The following is a 24,291-nucleotide window of genomic DNA, read 5'->3' as shown; positions in this document are numbered from 1 at the left end:
GTCGGAGGGATTTAATGTTAAATAAAATATCTCAATTCACAATAAAACTTTCATCAATTCTTTTATCACTCTTACTATTATTAAATTTACCTTATTTATTTATCACTCAACAGGGATTCACTTTTCAACCAATTCATTTTTTTAATCAGATCGTTACTATGTTAAAACAGGTTTTCTCACCTGAATCATTAGTGGTTATAGGATCAGACCCGAAATTTGGTCATTTCAAAAAGACACCATTATTTCCAACTGTTTTAGAACCTTACCTCTATTCATTTACTGTATTATTTGTAGCCTTTTTGCTTGCACTCTTTCTATCATCTAGTATGGCATTTTTTTATTTTTTAGCAAAAGATTATATAAAAAAATGGATAAACCGAATTGTATTCATATTAGAAGCTGTCCCTGATATGATGATGATGATTTGTTTGCAAATATTTTTCATATGGATACTTCAGAAATTCGGGGAATCTCCTGTCACCATTATTTCTTTTAATGAAAATCGAGCTTATTTACTCCCTATTTTATCTTTAGCAGTCTTACCTACATTACAAATGTTTCGGATGATGGTGTTATACATAAAAGAAGAACATGAAAAACATTACGTAGAGGTTGCATATGGAAAAGGACTTTCATCAAGTTATATACTATGCATTCATTTATTCAAAAATATATCTATCCACTTCTTTCACCATTTAAAAACGATTTTTGTTTTCTTACTTTCTAACTTATTCATTTTAGAATTTGTTTTTAATATGGAAGGCATTATTCAATTTTTATTTAAAAAGGCGTTTATTTCACCTCCAGCTGCATTTATCATACTTGTAATGATTATTTTACCGTTTTATGCCATTTTTCAAATAATCTCTCTCATGATGAATAGATGGCAAAAGCAATTGAAAGGAGCAGCATTATGAAATCTATTTGGAAATCAAAACGCTTTTTAATCGGCTTTACTTATCTATTCATACTTGTTTCAGCTAGTTTTATTTATAGTTGGTTCTTTAAAGATAACATCCCAAAACCGCCTCAGTTACTTTACAATGACAATAACGAATTACTTGGAAAGGCCCCCTTTTCGCCATCGTTAATGCCGCCTTTTGGATCTGATCGTTTTGGAGAGTCTGTTTTCTTACAAATTGTAGAAGGAGCAAAATTCACCATTTTATTAGCCGTGGCAATTAGCTTCTTTCGAATTTTATGCGGAACATGTATAGGAATCCTCTTGAGTTTATACGCTCCAAGATTCAAGAGATTTTTCCAGGCATGCTCAGAAGTTTTTTATTATATCCCAACTCTATTTATCGCATTCATACTCATCACGCCCGTTAATATTGTAATTACATCAAATGCTGATAGATTAGATCCAAATATTTCATTTACGTTTTATCAAGTTCTCGTACTTATTTTCGTCGCTCTACCTACACTTTCTTTATATATCTCCTCAGAGGTTGATGAATTTATGAAACGAGATTACATTTTAAGTTCACAATTACTGGGTGCTAGCCGTTTTCATATTATCAAAAAACACTTACGAGTCTTATTACTTGATCGCTTATTTGTGTTATTTATGGAACATATCGTCCAAACACTCATACTCGTTATCCATTTAGCGTTGCTTAACATTGTAATTGGCGGGATACAAATGCGGGAACTCTATGACGGAGTGCCCAAACCTGTTTCTCTATCTAATGATTGGGCAGGTCTTATTGGATTAAATCGTTATGAAATGAATCTTTCATGGTGGATTATTTTTTATACTCTCATTTCATTCTTTATTACGATTCTTTTTATTAAGCTTATGACAATCGGGATTCAAGATGCACTGAAAGCAAGAGATTCGCAAGTTGTAGCAATTCAAACCGTTCCAGATCATAAAAAATTTGTTGAAAATAAAGATTCTTTTTCGTTTGCAAATAAAGTGAACTTTTAATCATGTCTCATCAATCAAGTATTAATTGGCATTGATATTAGTAGAATATAAAAAAGATGATCCCTATTGAATACGAGGGATCATCTTTTTTATGCCGTCTAACTTTTTTAAATGTCCTTTGCTAGACTCATGCTTTTTATATTTAAAGTGAATTATTTACAATCACAATTATGCTGTTTAAAATCGATTACCATACGTCCTTGAATTCTACCTTGTTCCATTTCTTCGAATACATTTTGTACTTTATCTAGAGAACACGTTTGAACAACTGGCACTACTTTTCCTTCTGCGCCGAACATAAATGCCTCCTCCAGATCCTTACGAGTACCAACTAGAGAACCAACTACTTCAATCCCGTCTAATACAAGTCGTGGAATGTTTAAATCCATAGTTTCTACTGGTAAACCTACCGCAACTACTTTACCGCAAGCACGTACTGCATCAACTGCTGAGTTGAAGGCTACTTTAGAAACCGCTGTTACTACAGCAGCATAAGCACCACCAAACTCCTCTTGAACAATTTTATCAGCAGGACCTTGAGAAATCGGATTGATAGTCATATCAGCACCAACTTCTTTTGCTAAGGCTAATTTGTCGTCATTGATATCTACTGCAATTACCTTTGCACCAAATACGTTTTTAGCATATTGAATAGCTAGGTTACCTAATCCACCACAACCATAGATTACGATAGGTTGACCAGGTTTAATGTCTGATACTTTTATAGCTTTATATGTAGTTACGCCCGCACATGTGATTGATGATGCTTGAGCAGGATCTAATCCTTCTGGTACCTTCACCGCATAATCAGCTGTAACAATACATTGTTCAGCCATACCACCATCTACTGAATAACCAGCATTTTTCACTTCACGGCAGAATGTTTCTCTCCCCGTTACGCAATATTCACAACGTCCACAAGATTGGAACATCCATGCAATACTTACACGGTCACCTATCTTTAGTGAAGTAACATCATCAGCAATTTTAGTAACAATACCTACACCCTCATGACCAAGGATGCGGCCATCGGTGTTTCCAAAATCATGATTCGCAACGTGTAAATCAGTGTGGCAAACTCCACAATACTCTACATCTACTAGCGCTTCACCCGAGTGTAACGGACGTAATTCTTTTTCAATAACTTCAATATTTGCTTTGCTGTTTTTATTAACTACTACTGCTTTCATATGTGATCTCCCCTTTAGTGTTTTAGAGTTTTAATGAGTTTATCTCACAACTACTGTCCTCACTATTTTGGCTAATTATTGTACCAAATTTAAGTGTTCAATCATCATTACAGGTTCATCATAACATGGAATTTTATAAACAAATCGCGAAATATTGAACAATATTTGAATTATTACATAAAGGCTTTTTGATGTATTTAAAAGGAAAATCTGAAACTTTATTATATCTACATTTGAATTTATCAAGCTATTCTTTTGATTTTAAATGTGAAGTAATATGATGAAAAAATATAAAGAGTATAGAGGTTGAAAAAATGAATGGTTGTAAAGATGGGAGATTATGACTATAAGTAAAACGTTTCAAACAATTTTTTTGTAGTTCATCTTGGGGTATTTACTTTTCTTAGCTTGATTGTGATGGGATATCACCGATTTGGCTTTTACGGGCAGTTAATCTCATACCTAACTTCCTCGCCTGTGCCTAATTTTGAGGCGGGAGTCTTACTGCCCACAAATAGCGGGATAAAACTAATTAAAAGGCTAAAGATGAACATGTTGCGTATTTCTACGGACAAGTAGATCTTGAGGATACATCAACAAACTAAAAAGCTCTTCATTTGAAGAGCTTTTTATATTCGCTTCATTGAAATTGTTTCACGTATGCTTTGTAAATTTTGCAGTGTTTCCTCCTGTCGTTGCAACGACAAACCCACATACAAAGTATCTAATAAACTAAGCTGCGCTAATCGTGATGAACTTGCTTCTGTACGAAATTCAGTCTCACGCGTCGAAGTATATAGCGTTATATGAGCAAGTTGGCTTAATGCCGATTTTTGATAGCTCGTAATCGCAATAATGCGAGCTCCTCTTGCTTTTGCTACTTCTAATGCTTCAAGTAATCCTTTATTACTGCCTGAATGAGAAATTGCAATGACCACTGCTTCTTTTGTCAGCAAGCCAGCTCCCATAATTTGAAAATGAGAATCCGTATGGGCAATACAAGAAATACCCGTTCTCATAAACTTATGATAAGCATCCATCGCAATAATACCCGACCCACCATTTCCATAAAACTCAATTCGTTTTGCTTCATTCAGCGCACTTACTGCCTGTTCCAACGCGTTATCATTTAACAAATGTAATGTATCTTGCAGTCCTGTAATATGTGAATGAAAAACTTTTTTAGCAACAGTGACCATATTATCTTCTACCGATACTTCCTCATGAATGTTTTGCATCGGAGTATGTACAATCTCACGAGCTAATGTAATTTTCAGGTCTTGAAACCCTTGAAAACCTAGGTGTTTGCATAAGCGGAATATCGTTGCTTCGGAACTATTCGTAACTTCCGCTAATTCCGTAATCGATTTATGTACAACATCTTGTGGATGTTTCAAAATATGTTCGGCAATACTTCGTAATTTCGGTGATAAACCATTTACCGAAGCCTGAATCTTTCCAATCCCACTTTTTGTACCAGGCATAGTGTATCTTCCCCTTCCATAGTAGCTTTATCCCGTATTAACGGGCAGTAAGACTCCCACCTCAAAATTCGATGAATGCAAGGGATTTAGGTGGGAGATCAACTGCCCGTAAAAACCCGATTGGTTCAACTAATAATCAGTGGGGATGGCCCCCCCACTGATTAAAGTTTCACTTTATTGTACCTAATTATCGAAAGAAGAAAAACCTTTATTCGGCATCTCTATACATTTTAATTTCTCCTATGTATTCTACCGTAACATATGACACAATTATTCATACTTATTTTTAGTTTTCCCCATGCTTTACTGCGTATAATGCAGCTTGTGTGCGGTCATCTACTTCCAATTTAGCCAATACGTTGGAAACATGTGTTTTAACCGTTTGTTCTGTAATATGAAGCGCCGCTGCAATCTCCTTATTGCTTCTTCCTTTCGCAATTTCACGAAGTACTTCTTGCTCCCTTTTCGTTAACATGGAAAAAGGATTCTCTTTTTCTTTCTTGACTGCTGACCGTCCTAATAGTGCAGGTGTTACTTTCGGGTGAAAATTCGCATTTCCTTGATATACCGCAACAATTGACGCAACGAGTTGATCTGGCTGCACCTCTTTTAATTGATAACCATCTGCCCCAGCTTTTAATGCTGGTAAAACGTAATCTTGTTCTGAAAAACTACTGAGCATAAGTATTTTTATTGTCTCATCGTATTGTTTTATGCGTTTTGTCGCTTCAATACCATCCATTTTCGGCATTGATAAATCCATTAATACTACATCTGGCCTTTCTGTTTGGACGAATGTTAATGCTTCTTCACCATTTTCTGCTTCCCCAATAATTTCAAATTCTTCTCTCGTCTTCAAAAAGAATACGAGTCCCCTTCGAACGATATGATGATCTTCTACAAGTAATAATTTAATTTTCACTGACGTTCTCCCTCTCAAACCGGTAATTGAATTTCTATCTTTGTCCCCTTTTCCGGTTCTGTTTTTATTCGAAAAATTCCCCTCATTAATTCAATTCGTTCTTTCATACTTTTCAAACCAAGTGCTGACTCTCTTACTTGATCCTGTATAAATCCTATTCCGTTATCCTCTATGTAAAAGTGCAGCTTATTATCTTCAATCCTTAAATGAACACATACTTTTTCACACGAAGCATGCTTTTTACAATTATGTAATGCCTCTTGGCTTATACGCCATAAAACTTCTTCTATTTCATCTTCAATTAAAACCATTCCATCAATTCGAACTTCCACTTGAATCCCTAACAGTTTTCCGTAATTTTGAATCGCTTCTGCTAAACCTTTCTCTAATCCTTCAGGCCTTAATTGCCAAATCAAAAGTGTCATCTCCTGCAATGCTTCCTGTGATAATTCTCCAATATAACTTAACATCTCTTGCAAGTCTCTATCCTTCGTCATATTTAGAGTCCCTTTCGCTGTTAGCATAATTGAAAATAACAATTGTTTAACGGAATCATGTAGGTCGCGTGCAAGTCGATTTCTTTCAGCTACTACTACATATTTTCGTTCTTTCTCAACTAATTGAATACGTTGTATTGTCGTTCCAATTTGAAATGCAATCGCTTCTAATAACGCTAACTCTTCCTCAGAAAAATGTGTTTTATGGGGCGAGGCTACATTTAATAAACCAAATTTCTCTGATCCCGATCTTAGCGGGATTGTCGCATGATGTGTAACATCTTCGGTCTCTCCCCAATTACATTCAATCGCATCCTCTATTCGTTTACATTCAATAATATTTGTCGCTTTTTCCAATCTTCCATTCACAAAACGTTCTACACACCAACAATCTCCTTCACACATCGGCTTCTTTTCCTGCCACGTAAGAGCTAGGGGTAAGTTTTCGTCTACAAGCATACGATGCTTTCCACTTTCATCAATAAAGAATATCCACCCTGTTTGTAAATTCATAACTTGTAATAATGTATGTAACACTTTTCCTAACATTTCCTGTAAGTTTGTTGCTTCATTTAGTAACTCAGCAATTTCTTTTAATGCTTCTAAACGATGCATCTCTTTTTCATCTATGTTCATTCTCATCACCAACTATCATTATAACATTAAGAAATTTCTAAATACTACAAACAAAAAAAGAACTGAATTCCTTCAGCTCTTTTTTAGGAGATATCCCATACAGTTCATTCAAGTCTGCTGATTTGCAAATCTAAATTCTAAACCAAAACAGAAATTAGCTAGTTTTCATTAACTGTCTGATAAAGATTGTCCCACATGGATATTTTGTAAACTTTCAGTAGTAACGAACATATTCGCTGCTGGCATTTGTACTTGATTTTTATGGAACATAGACATTAATTCAAATCTTACTTGTCTAGAAGTTTCAAAATAATCTTCCGGTTTAATCAAACCTGTAATACAAAATTCATATCCAACATATTTAAGGTTAGGATTTAAGTCTGTAACACCAACATATTTAAATGGTTCAACAACCTCATCCTCTACTCTATAAAGACTTTGATCCAATTCTTCATTACACATAACACAGACCTCTTCTAACAATTCCTTAACTCTTGTAGGATCTTCCTGATAACTTACCGTGATGCGTTCAATAACTCGCATCCATCCTTTATTAAAATTTTGTATCGTTCTAATCTCTCCGTGTGGTATGGTAAGGAGTTTTCCTGACCATTCACGAATTTGCATAAAACGAATACTAATTTCCTCAATAGTTCCTGAATTTGTTCCGTTAAAAGTAACAAAATCGCCAACACGAAACTCTTTGTCCGCTAATCTTGCAAAGCCTAATATGACATCTTTTAGCATCTGTTGTGCAGCAAAACCGATGACAACTCCCGCTATCCCTGCGCCTGCAATAATACTTTTTATATCTACAAATTGACTAATTAAATATATGATCAGACTGATGATAATGATATACCTAAAAATAGATCGAATTACACTTTGAATCGTCTGCTCTACCTCTTCATCAAAAAAGCTTGATTTTCTAAAAAACCAATCAATAATGCGGTTTATGACAAAAGAAATAATCATAAGAACTAAAGCAAATAGTAAAAATCTTAAAAGTAAAAACTCCCTTACATAATTAAAAAACTCCTCAGTATACGTTAATAAACTCATCTATCCACTTCCTTACTAATGAAAATTTCATGCAGAGCTAATCTATTGTAAATACTTATTGATTATCTCAAAACTTGTTTTCAAAACATCTTTCATCCTGATCTTAAATCGTACTTTCTTAACTATGTATTTGTATTCATTGTTCATCTTCAACAATATAACCCTTTAATCAATCTTTCAACTTCAGATGTTCTTTTCTATTTACTATAAATATACCCTTTTTAATAATCTAAAGGGAGATTACAATAGAAATTTTTATAAACAACTTTGTAATACTCACCTCGTTCAAAGGAATACATTCACATAACACCGAATAGTTCATTTGATACTTTTTTCACGGAGGTTACAATTAATGGGATATATCGAAGAACTAAGAGAGATTGTTGGATCAAGGCCACTCAATTTAGCAGGAGTTGCTGTAGCTGTTTTAAATGATCAAGAACAAATATTACTACAACAAAGACGAAATGGCATGTGGGGTGTTCCTGGAGGTTTTGTGGAACTTGGTGAATCCACAGAAGAAGCCGGAAGACGAGAAGTGCTTGAAGAAACAGGTATTGAAATTGGTACACTTCAGTTAGTAAGTGTATTTTCAGGTAAAGAGTTTTTTGTGAAATTAGCGAACGGAGATGAATTTTATCCTATAACAATCGCTTACCTTTGCAAAGACATTAAAGGTGGCTTGCTAAAAGCTGATGGAGTTGAATCATTACATGTACAATTTTTTGATTTAAATGGGCTACCAGAAAACATTAGCCCGTTCATTAAAAAGTTAATTCAACAGCAAGTCGTCTCTATTTAAATGTGAAAAAGAGACCTTTTTGAAGGCCTCTTTTTTTCACTTCACTTCTGCATGTAAACAAGATTTAAAATGTCCAAGTGCATATTCATGTCCTTGCGCATTAAAAGATGCAACTGCTTTTTCATAAACCACAATTTGAAACCCTTTGTTATAAGCATCTACTGCTGTATGAAGGACACAAATATCTGTACATACACCTACAAGATGCACTTCCTCTATTCCTCTTTCTCTTAGCTTCATTTCTAAATCCGTTCCTGCAAAAGCACTGTAACGTGTTTTGTCCATATAGTATACATTCTCAGCATTTTTATATTTTTCGTATACATCTTGTAATTCACCAAACAAGTCTCTTCCATTTGTACCTGCTATATTATGAGGTGGGAATAACTTAGCTTCAGGATGATATACATCATTGTCTTCATGTTTATCGATCGCAAATACTACGTAATCACCTTTTTCAATAAATTGTTTCGTTACACTCACAAGTTCCTTCTCAATTTCTTGACCTGGTTTTCCGCAAGTTAAAGCACCTTTTTCAGCTACAAAATCATATGTATAATCAATATTTATAAGAGCTCTTTTCATAACTACAATCTCTCCTTCTTCTGTTTCACAGTAAACAATAGAAAATTTGTTATTACGACATCGTATGTACTATTCGACATTACAAATGAAATACCTACATTTCCCTCTCAATACTTACCTTAATCCGAGTTTATCCTACAATCGGTACACAATGACAAAACATACAGTTCCTATTATCAAGTCATGGATTTGATAACTTAACTTAATTTAGATACGAACAAACCGATTCACATCTTCAACCTCTTTCACTTTCGTAGTAGTAAAGAGTAATTTCTTACTATTCATACGTACTAGAAAGTGAAACAAATTATTCTCAACAACCTAATTCTATCCAAATTAAAAAGTACACTACCACTTTAAGTAATGTACTTTTTATCCATAATTAAGACGCAGGCTTCGTTTCAAACGTCGCTTGATTAAAGCTAATGACTTTTCCTTTCGGGTCATTGTTTTCAAACTGAGCTGCAGTAATCGTATGACTACCTGTCTCAAGTGTCTTTTCTTTTAATTGTACTGTTGTCTGTGTTGTACTAGTTACTTGATGTTTATCTGCAAATATTTGATCTACAAATACGAATGTTTCTTTATCGTTTTGAAAATTAGAAAGTTCTAATTCAACTTGCTGAATTAAAGTATCTTTTTTGATAAATACAGTCGGTATATTGCCATTTTCAGAAGTACCATCTGGCGTAGTTACTTTTACTTTCCCTTCTCCGATTGGCACTGCTCCTTCCGGAAATACGACCATATTCTCATCACTTGCATTTACAACTTGTTCTTCCTGATTTGACTGTGCATCTTCTTTTTCCTTTGGAGCACCACAGCCTACTAATAACAATACAGACAATCCAGTGATTATGAATTTCTTCAAAATTCATCCCCCCTGTTATTTCATTATACTTTATTATACAAAAATAACTTCTTAATTTTAAAACTAGTTTTTAACACTTTCATGAACAAATATTAGCTTGCTCACGATTACTGTACCATACTTTCATTTTAAGAACATTAATTTTTTTTAAGAAATAAATAGTAATTCCACCTTATTCATCATTTTAGCCCAATTCACTAAAGAAATATTCATTCAAAATAAAAAGACATTGGCATTTCAATGTCTTTTCTACATAACATTTAGAAAATAAATGTTGTAATCTCATCAACTTCTTTTCGAGAAAGTTTCTTCGGCTTATCTTTCGGATAGCCGAGTGAAATTACCATATTAATTTGTTTTTGAGGCTCAATTTGTAAATATTTTCGCAGTTCATCTTGAGCTAATAATACAGGTCCTGTCATTGGACAAGTGCCAAGTCCTCTCGCATGTGCAGCCAACATTAAGTTTTGTGCTGCTAAACAGCTACTCTTAATTCCTTCCTCTTCCCATACTGAATCAGGAACGAAGGCAATTGGATCAAATATCTTTTCACGAAACTTTGATTCATATGGTGTTGCCAAACATACGATTAATACTGGCGCCTCAGAGAAAGCTGTCGCATATGGACCGAAAGAACGTGTAAGTAATTTCCCTGCTTTCTCTTCTCCATTTTCTGCCGCCCTTGCTGCGAGTTTATGTAATGCATCCCATGTCATTTGTTCAATTTCTTTAATTTTCTCTCGATTCATAATGACCAAGAACTCCCACGTTTGTGAGTTCGTATCACTCGGTGCATAACGAGCACAATCAATAATTTCTTTTATATCACTAGTGGATACTTCTTGTTCTGTAAACTTTCTAACACTTCTTCTACCGTGAATTACTTCTTTAAAATCTTCATAATTCATACATTAAATCCCCTTTTTACAGCGTTTTCAAAATTTGTCCTACGGTTGAATTATATCATGAAAAAAAGCTGGGGGAATACCAGCTGTTTTCCTCATTATTAATTTCTCACTTTAAACAAACTAATACTTTCTTCATATGCAGCTTGTAGTTTTTTCGTAATAGGTCCTCTTTCGCCGCTTCCAAACTTCTCATCACCAATTTGAACAACAGGGAATATTTCAAGTGGTGTCGCTGTAAAGAAACATTCATCAGCCTCGTATACTTCTTGCAATGAGAATTCACGCTCTTCTACTTCAATATGTAAAACTTTTGCTAATGTAATAACGTAGTGGCGAGTAATACCGTGTAGAATGAAATTATCGGCCGGATGTGTAACTAATTTATTATTTTTCACCATAAAGAAATTCGAATGACACCCTTCTGTTACAACTCCATCTCGTACTAATATCGCTTCTTGATACCCTTGCTCGTTTATTTTATTTTTAATCATGATATTAGGTAGAAGGTTTAAAGATTTTATATGGCAGAACTTCCAGCGTATATCCTCTTCTACAGTAACCTTTATTCCTTGTTCCATAGTAGCGGTAGGCCTTAGAAACGAAACAATATTCGCAAAATATGTTGGCTGTAAATCTTTTTCATACACATGATTTCGAGCTTGAGCTCCACGTGATATTTGAAGATACACATTCCCATCCTCTTGAAATTGATTTCTTTCAATCATTTGATGAAGTTCTTCAACTAACTCTTCCTTTGTAAACGGCGGAACAATATTTATTTCCCTCATAGATTTAAAAAAGCGTTCCAAATGTAAGTCTAATAAATGAGGCTTCCCATCGTATAGCCTAAATACTTCATATATGCCATCACCAAATTGGAGTCCTCGCTCTTCTAACGCAACCATTGGCTGTTCTTCTTTCGTATTTATAAGTCTTCCGTTAAACAAAATCCAATCTTTATGAGTAGCTTTCATTCCTTCCCACTCCTTTATTCCATGATTGGTTTTATTGTACAACTTATCCACACTTAAAAGAAGGAATTTTCTGTATTTAATTCAACAAAAAAGTACATCACCTATTTAAAGTGATGCACTCAACCATTCATTTATTTCAAAAAATATTTTTCAATATCATCTAGCATTAAGTTTGCAGCTTTAATACCGCCTGCTGTATTCCAAATTACTTCATCCACTTGGAATACTTTATTGTCTTTAGAAGCCTGTAGCTGCTTAAAGAGTGGGTCTTCTGTCCATTCTTTTGCTAACGTGGTTCCTTCGTTATTCTTATCTGCATCTTTATCAGATGTGAAGTAAAATAAGTAGTCCCCATCCATATTCGGAATTTGCTCTTTTGTAATTCCTTTTATCGCAAATTCATCTTTATCTTGTAGTGGTGGTCGCTTAAATCCAATATCATTTAAAACAGCACCTGAGAATGAGTTTTTCTGATAAATCCGAACATCACCTGGTACAAAGCGAATAATAGAAACTTTAGAATTCAATTTATCTCCTAACTTCTCTTTCATTCCTTCAATACGCTTTTTATAATCTTCAATTGCCTTTTGCCCTTCTTTTTCTTTATTTACAGCTTTTGTATAGAGCGTAAAGTTTTCCTTCCAATCCCCGCGCAATGTTTCAGCATATACAGTTGGCGCTATTTCGTTCAATTGCTCATATATTTTTTCATGACGCATTTTATTCCCGATAATTAAATCCGGCTTAAGCTTCATAACTGCCTCTAAATTAATATCACGCTCAGTTCCTACAACTTTCGTATCTTTTAACTCTTTCGCTAAATGAGGATACCATTCATCACCAGCACGTGGTTTTGTAGTTCCAACTGGCGTTACTCCGACAGCTAAAAGTGCCTCCGCACCTTCATTTGTTAAAACAACAACTTTTTTCGGTGTCCCATTTACTGTCGTTTCGCCCATTGCATGCTTGATACTATATGAATCTTTTGCCTTTACCGATGTATCGTTTTCTTTCTTCTCTTCTTTACCACACCCTGCGATTATGACCATTAGTAACATAATACAAAGTATAAGCATATTTTTAGTTCGTGTCATATGTCCCCCTAGTTGAAAGTGATTATCAATAACATTTAAAAGAGTAATGTATATCTTACATATTGTCAATACATATATCAGAAAACTTTTTAAATATATATAATTTAGACACTCTTCCCCATTCGAAATACATATATATCCGTCTTTAACCCTCATTTTTTCATTCGAAACATTTGAAAAATCAATGACCATAAGAAAGTAATTATTATTCCAGTCAACAAATAACATAAGTAATACAAAAACATGTCTCCATCTTATCATTTCAGCAATAAGATGGAGACATGTTCAATTATATTTTTCAATATTGATTATATTTAATATATGATGGATCATTATACACCCACTGATTTCCACCAAGGTTCAACCAACCGTTTTGATTAATAAATACTAAATAAGATTCTGGTTTATTTAATTGACGAATAACTGAAGAAGATGTTGATGGACCACTTCTTAAATTCACATTCGTTCCTTGAATATATGCGACACCAATTGCGCTTCCATCACTATTGCTCGTCTTTACAAAATTAATGTACGAAGGGTCATTATACACCCATTGTCCATTTCCTAAGTCTAACCATCCGTTACTTTCCTGATATACGACATACGATTCTGGGGAGTTTAGTTGACGAATAACTGAAGAAGACGTTGATGGACCACTTCTTAAATTTACATTTTTTCCAAGGATATAAGCAATCCCCTTCGTTTGTGGTGTTGGCTGCGGGTTTGGAGGTTGTGGATTTGGAGGATTCGGATTTGGAGCTACTCCAAAAATAGCTGCTATTCCGTTTGCATACGCTTGACTTAGATCTTCAATAAATTGTGAGTTTTTCAATAAATTAGCATCAAATGTAGTATCAATAAAGGCAGTCTCTGTTAATATTGCATCCATTGCAGTCTCTCTTAGTACCGCATAATTTGCTTTTTTGGCTCCTCGGTCACGAAGGCCGTATTTTGTTAATACAGGATTGACTGCTGCATGCATTTTTTGTTGCTTTTCATATGCGGAACTACTATTAGATAGCGCGTTGTAAATATAACTTTCAAATCCAGTGCCACCGCCACTATTAATGTGAAATGAGATAAAATAATCTGCACCAAATGAATTAGCAATATTAGCACGTTCTGATAAAGAGATAAACACATCACTATCACGTGTCATTTTAATATTGATTGGATAATTTGCAGATAAAATATCTCGTACACGTCTAGCAATTTGAAGTGTTAACTCTTTTTCCACTAACCCATTACCAACAGCACCCGAATCATATCCACCATGCCCTGCGTCTATAACAAGTTTCATATATCTTTTTCGTTCCTTTCTTTATTGTAATAAGCTTTCATTTCTACTCGTCCTATTTTATGTTAATTGTACAAGTTTCGTTACAAGTACAAATAAAAAAACCCCTTATGTAAGGGGGGTTCTATCACTTTTTTTTAACCAATTTAAAATGAATATGTATGATTGATAGTGGATGTAGCGTACGCAAAATAAAAGAAATAAAAGAAATGTTCCAACGCCGCTATATAGCAAACCAAACTTCAAAAAGATGTTCAAAAGAGGCGGGAAATGAGATGCGTTTTGTAATACAAATAACATGCAAAACAAAATTACAAACACAGGTATATATTGTAATTCATATGGTCTTCTCTTCTTATACATTCTTTTTCGAATGAAAATCTGGCATAATTCTGCTACAATAAAGCAACTTCCAACTAATGCAAGACCAGCAGTCATTGTCATACGTTCACCTACCCCATATTCATTTCATCAAGCAATCAATATTCACTATATTTTCTTTACATATATTCCATTTTCCTCAATAAAACCAGATCCCTCTATGAAAGATTTAGCTTGTTCCGTAAATACCTCATGCAATACTTTTATTTCTTTCACATTTCTCTGTTTCATCATTTCTTCAAATGTAAAATACGTATTTGTCCCGTATCCATAACCTTGATAATCAAAATGAATAATTAACTGTGACAAAATAGCACTCTCTTCTTGAACGCTATAATCTATTACACCAATATATGTATCATCAACTTTTACACAATACTGAACCTTTTTCTCATCTAAGCTGTGTGAGTGAAACATTTCTTTTACAGCGCTTTCATTTTCTATATTTACTTTCTCAAACGTAATCATATGTTGTCCATCCTTTTACTATTATTGTATCAATAATAAATGCAATTTATGAAAAAAACCTTAAGATCGAATGCGACCTTAAGGTTTTTTATTAAACTAAGCTATACGCACGCTTTGTTTCTTCGTGGAACTTATTCGTATCGTATTTATGCTCAACATAAATTTGATGCCATACCATAAACGCAAGTACAGTCCAAATTTTACGGCTATAATCGCCTTTATCTGCACAATGTGCTTCCAGTAAGTTTAATACATACTGTTTTTCGATTAAATGCTCAGTTTTGCTTTCTTTAATAATATTTACAGCCCAATCGTGCATTTCATCTTTTAACCAATGACGAATTGGTACTGGGAATCCAAGCTTTTTACGATCTAACACGTGATCCGGGACAATTCCACGGGCAGCTTCACGTAATATAGCTTTCGTTGTTCCGTTTGCAATTTTAAATTCTGTCGGAATTTTAGATGCAACGTCAAATACTTCTTTATCTAAGAACGGTACACGAAGTTCTAATGAATTTGCCATCGTCATTTTATCAGCTTTTAATAAAATATCGCCGCGTAACCATGTGAACATATCAATGTACTGCATTTTACTTACATCATCATAATCTTTAATTTCGTTATACAATGGTTTCGTGATATCCATATAGTTAACACTTTCATCGTAATACTTCATTAATTCAGCTTTCTCTTCTTCACGGAAGATTTTCGCATTTCCATAGTAACGCTCTTCGATTGGCGTACATCCACGCTCTAAGAAGCTTTTTCCTTTAAACCCTTCTTTAAGAGCACCACTTAATGCCTTTAGAACACTCTTTCCTGGGCTAGGAATGTAAGAGAACATTTTTAAAGAGTTTGGCTCACGATAAATGTTATATCCACCAAATAGCTCGTCTGCACCTTCACCAGAAAGAACAACCGTTACATGTTTACGCGCTTCTTTCGCAACGAAATACAATGGTACAGCTGCTGGATCCGCTAAAGGATCATCCATATGCCAAATAATTTTTGGGAACTCATCCATAAATTCTTGCGCTGTAATGAATACGTTATGGTTTTTAACTCCTAATTTCTCAGCAGTTTCTTTCGCAACATCAACTTCACTGAAACCGCGTTGTTCGAAACCAATAGAGAATGTTAATAGATTTGGATTCATTTCTCTTGCGATAGAAGCAATAATAGATGAATCGATACCACCAGATAAGAAAGAACCTACTGGTACATCACTACGCATATGTACTTTTACAGAATCGTATAATACATCACGAATTGCTTGGATATGCTCCTCTTTCGTTGCGCTTGAAGCGTTGAAATAAGGATTCCAGTAACGATGGATTTCCATCTCTTTACCGATTTCTTTTACGAAGTAATGACCAGGCTCAATTTTGTTAACATCAATTGTTAATGTTTCTGGCTCTGGACCATATTGGTACGTAAAGTAGTGTTGTAGTGACTTTGGGTTTACCCCTTTGTCTTCCATTACATGCATAATACTTTTCTTCTCAGATGCGAAGAATGTAGTATCACCTTGTTGTGCGATGTATAAAGGCTTAATACCGAAGTGGTCACGTGCACCGAAAAGTTTCTTTTCTTCACGATCCCAAATCATAAATGCGAACATACCACGAAGGTAGTCTACACATTTTTCTTTCATATGTGCATACAATGCAATAATAACTTCTGTATCAGATTGTGTAGCAAAAGTTGCACCTTTTTCAAGTAACATTTCACGTAGTTCTACATAATTGTAAATTTCACCATTAAAAATAATTACATATCGATCATTTTCATAAGTTAGCGGCTGATGTCCTGCCTCTAAGTCAATGATACTTAAACGGCGGAAGCCAAATTGTACATGTTCATCACGAAAATATCCTTCGTCATCTGGACCGCGGTGGAAAATCATCGTGTTCATATTTTCAAATTGATGTTTTTCTGTTTCTGAAAACCCTCTAGGGTTTTCACATAAACATCCTACAAAACCACACATACTTCTTACCCTCTTTCAGTTTTCATTCTGTCTCAATACTACTATATCAACCCTATTTATACTAGCATAACCAACTGAATATGGCGACCAAAAACTATAAAAAAACTCACTCCATTTCACATTTTTAACATTTTTTTATGAAAACATGAAAACTAGGCACTCACCTTTCTCCGCTTTTGTCATATGATATTGCAAATTGATTTCTAGGAGGTAATACCATGAGTGAAGAAAAAAAAGATTCTTCTCGCCCACCGGTTCGTAATTATTTAAAGCAAATTGATGATTTTTTCGAACAAACACCTCTTCGTGGCGTAATTGCTGATTTAAATCATTTTTTCCAAAAAGGAAACCGTTTATTAACATTCCCAGTAGATTTATACGAAGTTGGTGACGAACTCGTCGTTACAGCCGAACTACCAGGTATACAAAAAGAACAAATTCAAATTGAAATACAAAGCGAATACTTAAAAGTCTCTGTAAAAGAAGATATACTTGAAGAGACAGAAGAAGAATCTTCTCACAATTATTATCGCCGAGAACGTTCCATTTCAGAAGCGTCAAGAATTATTAAGTTACCATATTTAATTAATAAAAAAACAGCGAAAGCTTCTTATCAAAACGGTGTGTTAGAAATTCGCGCACCGAAACTACCACAACAGCATGACATATTATCCATAGACTAAAAGACAAAAAAGAAGGGTGCTAAGCACCCTTCTTTTTAATCAGCTAATCGCTTCATATCACGTATAATATCTTCGTATGGTGTATTACTAATACCACTATATTTTTTCATTACTTTTCCATTTTGATCGACTAAGAAAAATGATGTTCCGTGAATAACTTGCCCATTCTCTGGTTTATCTACAAGCGATTGGAAGTTATCTTTTGAAAACTTTGTAATATCCTCTAGTGAATAACCTGTTAACAAGTTCCAGTTACTTGTATCTTCTGTAAACTTTTGAATGAAAGCTTTCAAATTTTCTGGTTTATCAAGGTCAGGATCTACACTAAACGAAACAAACTGAACATCCAATTTCTCTTCCTTAGCCATTTTTTGTAATTTAGCCATATTAGCAGTCATTGGCGGACAAACCGTTTGACAGTTTGTAAACATGAAATCAGCTACCCAGACTTTCCCTTTTAAATCTTTTGTACCAAACGGCTTTCCTTCTTGATTTGTGTATTGGAAAGTTTCCAAATCCCAGTTTAACGGTTTACGTAATTTTGACCCTGAGCTGCTACAACCGGCAAGTACAAAGAGACAAAATACAACCATAAGACCAATTAATTTTTGATAACGCTTCATTATTAAACCTCTTTTCTCTATCCTTAATTTATGTAAGTTATGTATATCATAACAAAAGTAAATACTATGAGAAAATTGTTTACTTCATTTGTTCACGAAATCGTACGAATTTACGTATGTTACTTCTTTATTTCAAGCTAATTACTAGACAAAATATATTTTACTACTATTATTTCTCTAACCATTATTTGCGAAACAAAGTTCATTGTTAAATTTGTAAAAAAATCTCCCTATTTTTTTACAATTACTTAAACATTAATCCATGTTAAACACTGTATTCCTTAACAACATTTCGGTACAATACAACTACAACGATTTTAAATGAGGTGATGTTCATGGCTAAGCGCTATGAAAATATGGATAATGTAAGTACAAAAAAATCAATTCGCTCCTTCTTACGCTGGCGTAAAGAGAGAAAGCAAAACAAAAAAGACTTTTCTTTCCTAGTAGAACAATCACCTGTTAAACAAAGTAAATTTCTGCTAAATAACTTTGAAAAAACGACTGTCACATGGATTGGTCATTCAACTTTTCTCATTCAAACGAACGGCTTAAATATTTTAACAGATCCAGTATGGGCTAATAAATTAAAGTTAGTTCCACGACTTACTGAGCCTGGGCTCACTATAAAAGAACTACCTAAAATCGATATCGTTCTTATTTCACACGGTCATTACGATCATGTAGACTTTTCATCTCTTCGTCAACTAAACGATGATACTTTATACCTAGTTCCTATTGGGCTAAAAAAATTATTTACTCGTAAAAAATTCACCAATGTAGAAGAATACAATTGGTGGGAAAGTACAACAATTGATGAAGTCTCTTTTCACTTCGTACCTGCCCAGCACTGGACGAGAAGAACATTATTTGATATGAATACCTCTCACTGGGGAGGATGGATCATTGATAATATGACTTCTTCAGAAACCATTTATTTTTGTGGTGATAGTGGTTATTTCCAAGGATTTAAAGAAATCGGCAAACGTTTTTCAATCGATATTGCACTTATGCCAATTGGTGCCTATGAACCAGAATGGTTTATGAAAGTGTCTCACGTTTCACCAGAAGAAGCTGTGCAAGCCTATCTAGATATAAAAGCTACACATTTCATTCCAATGCACTACGGTACTTTTGCTTTAGCAGATGAAACACCAAGGGAAGCCGTAACACGACTACGAAATAACTGGAATTTACGAATGCTACCGTGGGAACAACTACATGTTCTCTTTTTAGGCCAAACTTTCACTTATAGCCCTATTGTCTCAGATAAAGAACCCGTAAAAATTACAGAAACCTCTCCTGTATAATAGAACTAATTTTTCCGAGTAATTTATCATATACTTTAAAAAATCGAAAAGGGTGTTTTCCATGAAAGATTATTTACAGACTCGCTATATCATTAGCGGAAGCGCCTGTATTGCCCTTCTCATTTCTTACTTCATATACACATAAAAAAGCTACTTGAAAATTCATTTCAAGTAGCTTTTTTATTACTCTGCTAAATACATAAAACCAATTGCTCCTGGTCCTGTATGAGTACTGATAACTGGTGTTGTATAGAAAATCTCTGATTGAGTGAATCCATTCACTTTTTCAACAGCAGCTTTTACACTTTCTGCTAAAGGAATTGCTTTAGCATGTGGAATTGCAACAGCCTTCACCACTTTTCCAGCAGTATCTTCCTCGAATATTTTAGCCAATGTTTTTACAATCTGCCCTTGGCTACGTACTTTCGTTACCGGATTATATACGCCGCCCTCTAAACTTGCGATTGGTTTAATATTAAGTAAAGAACCAATAAGTGCTTTACCTTTACCAATGCGCCCACCTTTTACTAAGTTTTCTAATGTATCTACGATTACGTATAAACGAGTATTTTTTCTCACTTCATCAATACGTTTTAAAATAGCTTCTAATGAACTTCCTTCTCTTGCCATTTTAGCAGCCTCAATTACTTGATATGCTAATGCATGGCTAATGAATTGAGAGTCAACAACTGTTACTTTCGTATCTGTCATTGATGCAGCACTATTTGCTGTTGCAACTGTGCCACTCATTCCACCTGTCATATGAATGGAAAGTACTTCACTTCCATCTTCCCCTAACTTTTCATACATTTCTACAAATGTACCCATAGCTGGTTGTGATGTTTTTGGTAATTCTTCTGATTTCGCCATTTCTTCAATAAATTCATCTGGTTGTAAATCAACGCGATCTAAGTATGTTTGTCCATTTACAGAAATAGATAATGGTAAAACATGAATATCATACTTCTCAATCACTTCTTGAGTTAAATCTGCCGTTGAATCTGTTACAATTTTAATTTTTTGCATATTATATTCTTCCCTTTCGAATACGCTCTCCCTGTTATTATACTAGCATTCCTGATGCTTTCAACAATTTCGAATAAATTTCACCAAATTAATTATATTTTTATACCTAAAATGAAAAAGACAGAGCCTACCTAACTCTGTCCCTGCTGTGTATTATGCATTCTTTTCAAGAGTATTTGTTTTATATACATTTGAATAATCATTCCACTTCAAACAACTTTGTAAATATTCACGGAAAGAGTACGAGACTCTTGGGTTTTTATGTTTTTGAATTTTTGCAATAAACAATTGAAGACGAGACTGAATTAGAAACGCTAATGGATGCTGTGTTTGTAGGACAGGGATTTCAAATATTTTAATACAATTCCCTGTTGCATGAGTGAAATAAAAACTTTTCGTAATCACAATATCAATCCTCTTTTTCGTTGGATTTTTGAACTTCCTCCACTTTATTCTTTAACACGTTTTTTAGTGTAGGTTTCCTATGAATACTAAAATATCCTTAAACTGCCCCCGTTTAGAAGTTAATACTTCATTTATATCCACCTAATTCGAACCCTGTCCTATATATACTTTAAGACGGGAGTCTTATTACCCATATATAGCTTGATAACTTCAGTATAAACTTATAAAAATGAAAAGTTTGTCTAAATTTTGGAGATTCTATAATTTTTTTCTTCTATATATTGTATACAATTATAGCTAGAGTATAACAAATAAAGTGAAACTTTAATCAGTTGGGGGTTTTGTCCACCCCCACTGATTATTAGCCTTCACCAATCGAGCTTTTACGGGTAGTTATCTCCCACCTAACTTCCTCGCATTCGCCGAATTTTGAGGTGGGAGTCTTACTGCCCACAAATAGCGGGATAAATTAAAAAGTGCCTTTATAACGAGGCACTTTTCGACTGTGTTTCTTCTTCTCTTTTCTGTTTTCGTTTACTAACTATCCTTGATAAAGCGATACTAATTTCATAAATACAAATAAGCGGTACCGCTACTAAACTATGTGATAAAAAATCTGGCGGCGATATACACGATGCAATTATAATCAACACGACATAAGCATATCTTCTTATTTTCTGAAGAAATTCTGCCGTCAGAAGACCTATACTCGTTAAAAACATAACAACTACAGGTAATTCAAATATAACAGCAAACGGAACTGTTAAATTTAATACGAAATGAAAATATTTTTCCGTTGTAAACATTGTATTAAACATCTCATTACCAATTGTAGTTAGGAAATGAAATAAAAATGGCATAACGATAAAATAACCGAAAGATAGGCCTGCTATAAATAATATAGACAATACCGGTATATACATTAATGTCATTTTTTGTTCATTGGGATGTAAACCTGGTTTTACAAATAACCAAATTTGTATCGCAGCAAAAGGAATTGTACAAACGATAGCAAATACTGTAGCAATCAAGAAAAAAATCCACAACACATCACTTGGACCGAGAACAGTTAATTTCATTGGTAAATCTTTTACAAGCCAAAAATAAATATCCTTCGTAAAAGTAAATCCAATAATTAAAAATAATACAAAGGATAATACTGTATATATTACTCGTTTGCGAAGCTCAACAATATGTTCTACTACGCTCATTTCCCGATCTTCCATCTCGTTCACCACACTTTATTTATCCATTCCTAGAAAAACTTCATCATATTCTTTTATTTATTTTTTTCTTTCTCTTGAAATGCCTCATCAGTCAATTCTTTTGTTGATTTTTTAAATTCTTTTAACGTTTCCCCTAAAGCTTTCCCAATTTCCGGTAACTTTTTTGGTCCGAATAAAATTAACACTGCTACTAAAATTAAAATTAACCCTGGAAAGCCAATATTTGAAAACATTTCCCCATCCCCTTCATAAGTAGATTCTTGTCCTACTATTCCATAAGTTCATTTTGTCAAAAAATTTTGTAAACGTCAATGTATCCGTTGTCTTTTGTCAAAAAAATTCAAAAATAAAATCAATTATACAAATATCATTTTCTATTCCTTTTGTATATGATATGGTTAAGGAAAATATAACTTATCTCAATACAGTGAAAGGGATTAACATTATGACGCAAAAAATTACAAGAATGACCCAATTTGTAAAAGAAGAAATTGCGAATGCAATTACCCATGGTATCGGTGCCATTTTAAGCATCCCTGCCTTAATCATATTAATTATTCATGCTTCCAAACATGGTACAGCATCTGCTGTTGTTGGTTTTACCGTTTATGGCGTAAGCATGTTCTTGCTATACTTATTTTCTACACTGCTACATAGTATCCATCATCCAAAAGTAGAAAAGTTATTTACCATTTTAGATCACTCCGCCATATATTTATTAATTGCCGGCACGTATACACCATTTCTACTCATTACACTGCGTGGCCCGCTCGGTTGGACTTTACTCGCAATTATTTGGACCCTTGCGATTGGTGGAATTATTTTCAAAATCTTCTTTGTTCGTCGCTTTATTAAAACATCAACATTATGTTATATCATTATGGGTTGGCTCATCATCGTTGCCATTAAACCCCTTTATGAAAATTTAACCGGTCACGGCTTCTCACTACTATTAATAGGCGGCATTTTGTATTCTGTCGGAGCTATATTCTTCCTTTGGGAAAAGCTTCCGTTCAATCATGCCATTTGGCATCTCTTCGTACTAGGCGGTAGTACAATGATGTTTTTCTGCGTACTGTTTTATGTCTTACCCGCAGCATAAAAAAAGTTTCAGCTTGTTTAAGCTGAAACTTTTTTTATTACTTATGTAATTGAGATGCAATAATATCTTTTGTATGCTGGGTTAACTCTTTAGCATCCATACTTGCATATTCTTCAGGTGTAATTGGCTTAGAAATTGTTAATGTTGCATGAGCTGGTTTCATACGATTTCCATTAGCCTCAAACATCTTATATGTACCATCTAAAGTTACTGGTAATATAGATACGCCAGATTTTACAGCAAGGTGAAAACTCCCTGCTTTAAACTCACCGATTTCGCCACCCTTACTTCTCGTTCCCTCTGGAAAAATTACGATAGAATGCCCGTTCTTTAACAGTTCAATTCCATCTTTAATTGCCTTAAGAGATTGACGGCGATCGCTGCGGTCCATAAACACACAATTCATTAGTTCCATCCATGTTGGTACAACCGGAAACTTTTTAATTTCCGCTTTTGAAACGAATCCAATTGGCTTATTTAAGTAACCTAGTAAAACAGGAATATCCATATTACTTTGATGATTACTTACAACTAGCACTGGCTTGTCTTTCGGAACATTTTCAAGTCCCTTTACTTCTACAGTCGATCCAGTTACACCCACCATTTTCTTACCAAACCAGTTTGTGGTTTTATACACAACACTATCTTTTTCTTGCGGTGACATCGCATTTGCTTTTCTTTTTATACGCCACAATCTTGGTGTAATCGCAATTACGATTAAAATTAAATAAAAGATTTTAAAAAACGTTTGAATCATACAGAACCCCCACCTATTATCATTCCGACCTTCATTATACTAGACAAACGAAGGAAAAAGAA

Annotated in this window: 26 protein-coding genes; 6 read left to right on the top strand and 20 right to left on the bottom strand. The window is 34.1% G+C overall.

All coding sequences use genetic code 11. From position 1 onward, the window contains the following. Positions 1–14: 14 nt before the first annotated feature. Both JTF23_RS04065 and JTF23_RS04060 read left to right on the top strand, forming a co-directional pair. Positions 15–917, top strand: coding sequence for an ABC transporter permease subunit (locus tag JTF23_RS04065; RefSeq protein WP_204208166.1), 903 nt, complete (start codon positions 15–17; stop codon positions 915–917). Further along, positions 914–1,933: an ABC transporter permease gene (locus JTF23_RS04060; protein WP_016104746.1), complete on the top strand. Its 1,020-nt coding sequence runs from the start codon at positions 914–916 to the stop codon at positions 1,931–1,933. Before JTF23_RS04065 ends, JTF23_RS04060 begins: the two co-directional genes overlap by 4 nt. 152 nt (positions 1,934–2,085) lie before the next feature. Here JTF23_RS04060 and adhP read toward each other — a convergent pair whose 3' ends face one another. From adhP to JTF23_RS04035, 5 genes are all read right to left on the bottom strand, one after another. Then, positions 2,086–3,123 (bottom strand): alcohol dehydrogenase AdhP, encoded by a 1,038-nt coding sequence (gene adhP / locus JTF23_RS04055; protein WP_002012687.1) that lies wholly within the window; start codon positions 3,121–3,123, stop codon positions 2,086–2,088. A 629-nt stretch (positions 3,124–3,752) separates the two neighbouring features. Next, positions 3,753–4,607, bottom strand: a complete 855-nt coding sequence (locus tag JTF23_RS04050; protein ID WP_016104744.1) for a MurR/RpiR family transcriptional regulator — start codon at positions 4,605–4,607, stop codon at positions 3,753–3,755. A 286-nt stretch (positions 4,608–4,893) separates the two neighbouring features. Further along, positions 4,894–5,529, bottom strand: coding sequence for a response regulator (locus tag JTF23_RS04045; protein ID WP_204208165.1), 636 nt, complete (start codon positions 5,527–5,529; stop codon positions 4,894–4,896). A 14-nt stretch (positions 5,530–5,543) separates the two neighbouring features. After that, positions 5,544–6,662 (bottom strand): GAF domain-containing sensor histidine kinase, encoded by a 1,119-nt coding sequence (locus JTF23_RS04040; RefSeq protein WP_204208164.1) that lies wholly within the window; start codon positions 6,660–6,662, stop codon positions 5,544–5,546. 168 nt (positions 6,663–6,830) lie between these two features. Continuing rightward, positions 6,831–7,724 (bottom strand): mechanosensitive ion channel family protein, encoded by an 894-nt coding sequence (locus tag JTF23_RS04035; protein WP_070128316.1) that lies wholly within the window; start codon positions 7,722–7,724, stop codon positions 6,831–6,833. A 352-nt stretch (positions 7,725–8,076) separates the two neighbouring features. On the opposite strand from JTF23_RS04035, the gene JTF23_RS04030 reads away from it, so the two are divergent. Then, positions 8,077–8,526, top strand: a complete 450-nt coding sequence (locus JTF23_RS04030; RefSeq protein ID WP_070128315.1) for an NUDIX hydrolase — start codon at positions 8,077–8,079, stop codon at positions 8,524–8,526. Between the two features lie 36 nt (positions 8,527–8,562). On the opposite strand, the gene JTF23_RS04025 is transcribed toward JTF23_RS04030, so the two are convergent. From JTF23_RS04025 to asnB, 9 genes are all read right to left on the bottom strand, one after another. Next, positions 8,563–9,111 carry a cysteine hydrolase family protein gene (locus tag JTF23_RS04025; protein ID WP_070139236.1) on the bottom strand — a complete coding sequence of 183 codons (549 nt, stop codon included), beginning with the start codon at positions 9,109–9,111 and terminating at the stop codon, positions 8,563–8,565. 382 nt (positions 9,112–9,493) lie between these two features. Continuing rightward, positions 9,494–9,982 (bottom strand): putative periplasmic lipoprotein, encoded by a 489-nt coding sequence (locus tag JTF23_RS04020; protein ID WP_002157997.1) that lies wholly within the window; start codon positions 9,980–9,982, stop codon positions 9,494–9,496. A gap of 260 nt (positions 9,983–10,242) precedes the next feature. Then, complete coding sequence (locus tag JTF23_RS04015; RefSeq protein WP_002157999.1) at positions 10,243–10,890, bottom strand: nitroreductase family protein; 648 nt, start codon at positions 10,888–10,890, stop codon at positions 10,243–10,245. Positions 10,891–10,988: 98 nt separating this feature from the next. Beyond that, positions 10,989–11,864 (bottom strand): D-amino-acid transaminase, encoded by an 876-nt coding sequence (gene dat, locus JTF23_RS04010; protein WP_204208163.1) that lies wholly within the window; start codon positions 11,862–11,864, stop codon positions 10,989–10,991. Between the two features lie 131 nt (positions 11,865–11,995). Further along, a complete protein-coding gene (locus tag JTF23_RS04005; RefSeq protein ID WP_204208162.1) occupies positions 11,996–12,958 on the bottom strand; it encodes an ABC transporter substrate-binding protein in 963 nt (320 codons plus the stop codon). A 298-nt stretch (positions 12,959–13,256) separates the two neighbouring features. Beyond that, the gene (locus JTF23_RS04000) at positions 13,257–14,258 is read right to left on the bottom strand and encodes an N-acetylmuramoyl-L-alanine amidase (RefSeq protein ID WP_204208161.1); all 1,002 of its coding nucleotides are present in this window, start codon (positions 14,256–14,258) and stop codon (positions 13,257–13,259) included. 105 nt (positions 14,259–14,363) lie between these two features. Further along, a complete protein-coding gene (locus tag JTF23_RS03995; RefSeq protein ID WP_204208160.1) occupies positions 14,364–14,699 on the bottom strand; it encodes a hypothetical protein in 336 nt (111 codons plus the stop codon). Between the two features lie 45 nt (positions 14,700–14,744). Beyond that, positions 14,745–15,104 (bottom strand): GNAT family N-acetyltransferase, encoded by a 360-nt coding sequence (locus JTF23_RS03990; RefSeq protein ID WP_002158004.1) that lies wholly within the window; start codon positions 15,102–15,104, stop codon positions 14,745–14,747. A 91-nt stretch (positions 15,105–15,195) separates the two neighbouring features. Further along, a complete protein-coding gene (gene asnB, locus JTF23_RS03985) occupies positions 15,196–17,097 on the bottom strand; it encodes an asparagine synthase (glutamine-hydrolyzing) (RefSeq protein ID WP_002148240.1) in 1,902 nt (633 codons plus the stop codon). A gap of 218 nt (positions 17,098–17,315) precedes the next feature. Here asnB and JTF23_RS03980 point away from each other — a divergent pair, with 218 nt between their 5' ends. Next, positions 17,316–17,780 (top strand): Hsp20/alpha crystallin family protein, encoded by a 465-nt coding sequence (locus JTF23_RS03980; RefSeq protein ID WP_144506186.1) that lies wholly within the window; start codon positions 17,316–17,318, stop codon positions 17,778–17,780. A gap of 35 nt (positions 17,781–17,815) precedes the next feature. On the opposite strand, the gene JTF23_RS03975 is transcribed toward JTF23_RS03980, so the two are convergent. After that, on the bottom strand, positions 17,816–18,403 hold the full coding sequence (locus tag JTF23_RS03975; protein ID WP_002202146.1) for an SCO family protein: 588 nt from the start codon (positions 18,401–18,403) through the stop codon (positions 17,816–17,818). Positions 18,404–18,738: 335 nt separating this feature from the next. On the opposite strand from JTF23_RS03975, the gene JTF23_RS03970 reads away from it, so the two are divergent. Further along, a complete protein-coding gene (locus JTF23_RS03970; RefSeq protein WP_002158008.1) occupies positions 18,739–19,713 on the top strand; it encodes an MBL fold metallo-hydrolase in 975 nt (324 codons plus the stop codon). Positions 19,714–19,896: 183 nt separating this feature from the next. Here the strand turns inward: JTF23_RS03970 and JTF23_RS03965 are convergent, their stop codons facing one another. From JTF23_RS03965 to JTF23_RS03950, 4 genes are all read right to left on the bottom strand, one after another. Continuing rightward, positions 19,897–20,739 carry a DegV family protein gene (locus tag JTF23_RS03965; RefSeq protein ID WP_002158009.1) on the bottom strand — a complete coding sequence of 281 codons (843 nt, stop codon included), beginning with the start codon at positions 20,737–20,739 and terminating at the stop codon, positions 19,897–19,899. A gap of 153 nt (positions 20,740–20,892) precedes the next feature. Then, positions 20,893–21,144: a DUF2535 family protein gene (locus JTF23_RS03960; RefSeq protein WP_002158010.1), complete on the bottom strand. Its 252-nt coding sequence runs from the start codon at positions 21,142–21,144 to the stop codon at positions 20,893–20,895. Between the two features lie 482 nt (positions 21,145–21,626). Next, positions 21,627–22,370 carry a twin-arginine translocase subunit TatC gene (tatC, locus tag JTF23_RS03955; protein WP_033716731.1) on the bottom strand — a complete coding sequence of 248 codons (744 nt, stop codon included), beginning with the start codon at positions 22,368–22,370 and terminating at the stop codon, positions 21,627–21,629. A 53-nt stretch (positions 22,371–22,423) separates the two neighbouring features. Beyond that, complete coding sequence (locus JTF23_RS03950) at positions 22,424–22,603, bottom strand: twin-arginine translocase TatA/TatE family subunit (RefSeq protein ID WP_002012719.1); 180 nt, start codon at positions 22,601–22,603, stop codon at positions 22,424–22,426. Positions 22,604–22,815: 212 nt separating this feature from the next. Here JTF23_RS03950 and trhA point away from each other — a divergent pair, with 212 nt between their 5' ends. Further along, complete coding sequence (gene trhA / locus JTF23_RS03945; protein WP_002118985.1) at positions 22,816–23,472, top strand: PAQR family membrane homeostasis protein TrhA; 657 nt, start codon at positions 22,816–22,818, stop codon at positions 23,470–23,472. Positions 23,473–23,509: 37 nt separating this feature from the next. Here the strand turns inward: trhA and JTF23_RS03940 are convergent, their stop codons facing one another. Then, positions 23,510–24,229 carry a lysophospholipid acyltransferase family protein gene (locus tag JTF23_RS03940; RefSeq protein WP_002158013.1) on the bottom strand — a complete coding sequence of 240 codons (720 nt, stop codon included), beginning with the start codon at positions 24,227–24,229 and terminating at the stop codon, positions 23,510–23,512. Positions 24,230–24,291: the final 62 nt, after the last annotated feature.

The sequence above is a fragment of the Bacillus sp. RIT 809 genome (genome assembly GCF_016892495.1).
GTDB classification, from domain to species: Bacteria; Bacillota; Bacilli; order Bacillales; family Bacillaceae_G; genus Bacillus_A; species Bacillus_A cereus_U.
Note: the sequence above shows the minus strand (reverse complement) of the source record. Positions and strands in the feature narration are given on the sequence as shown.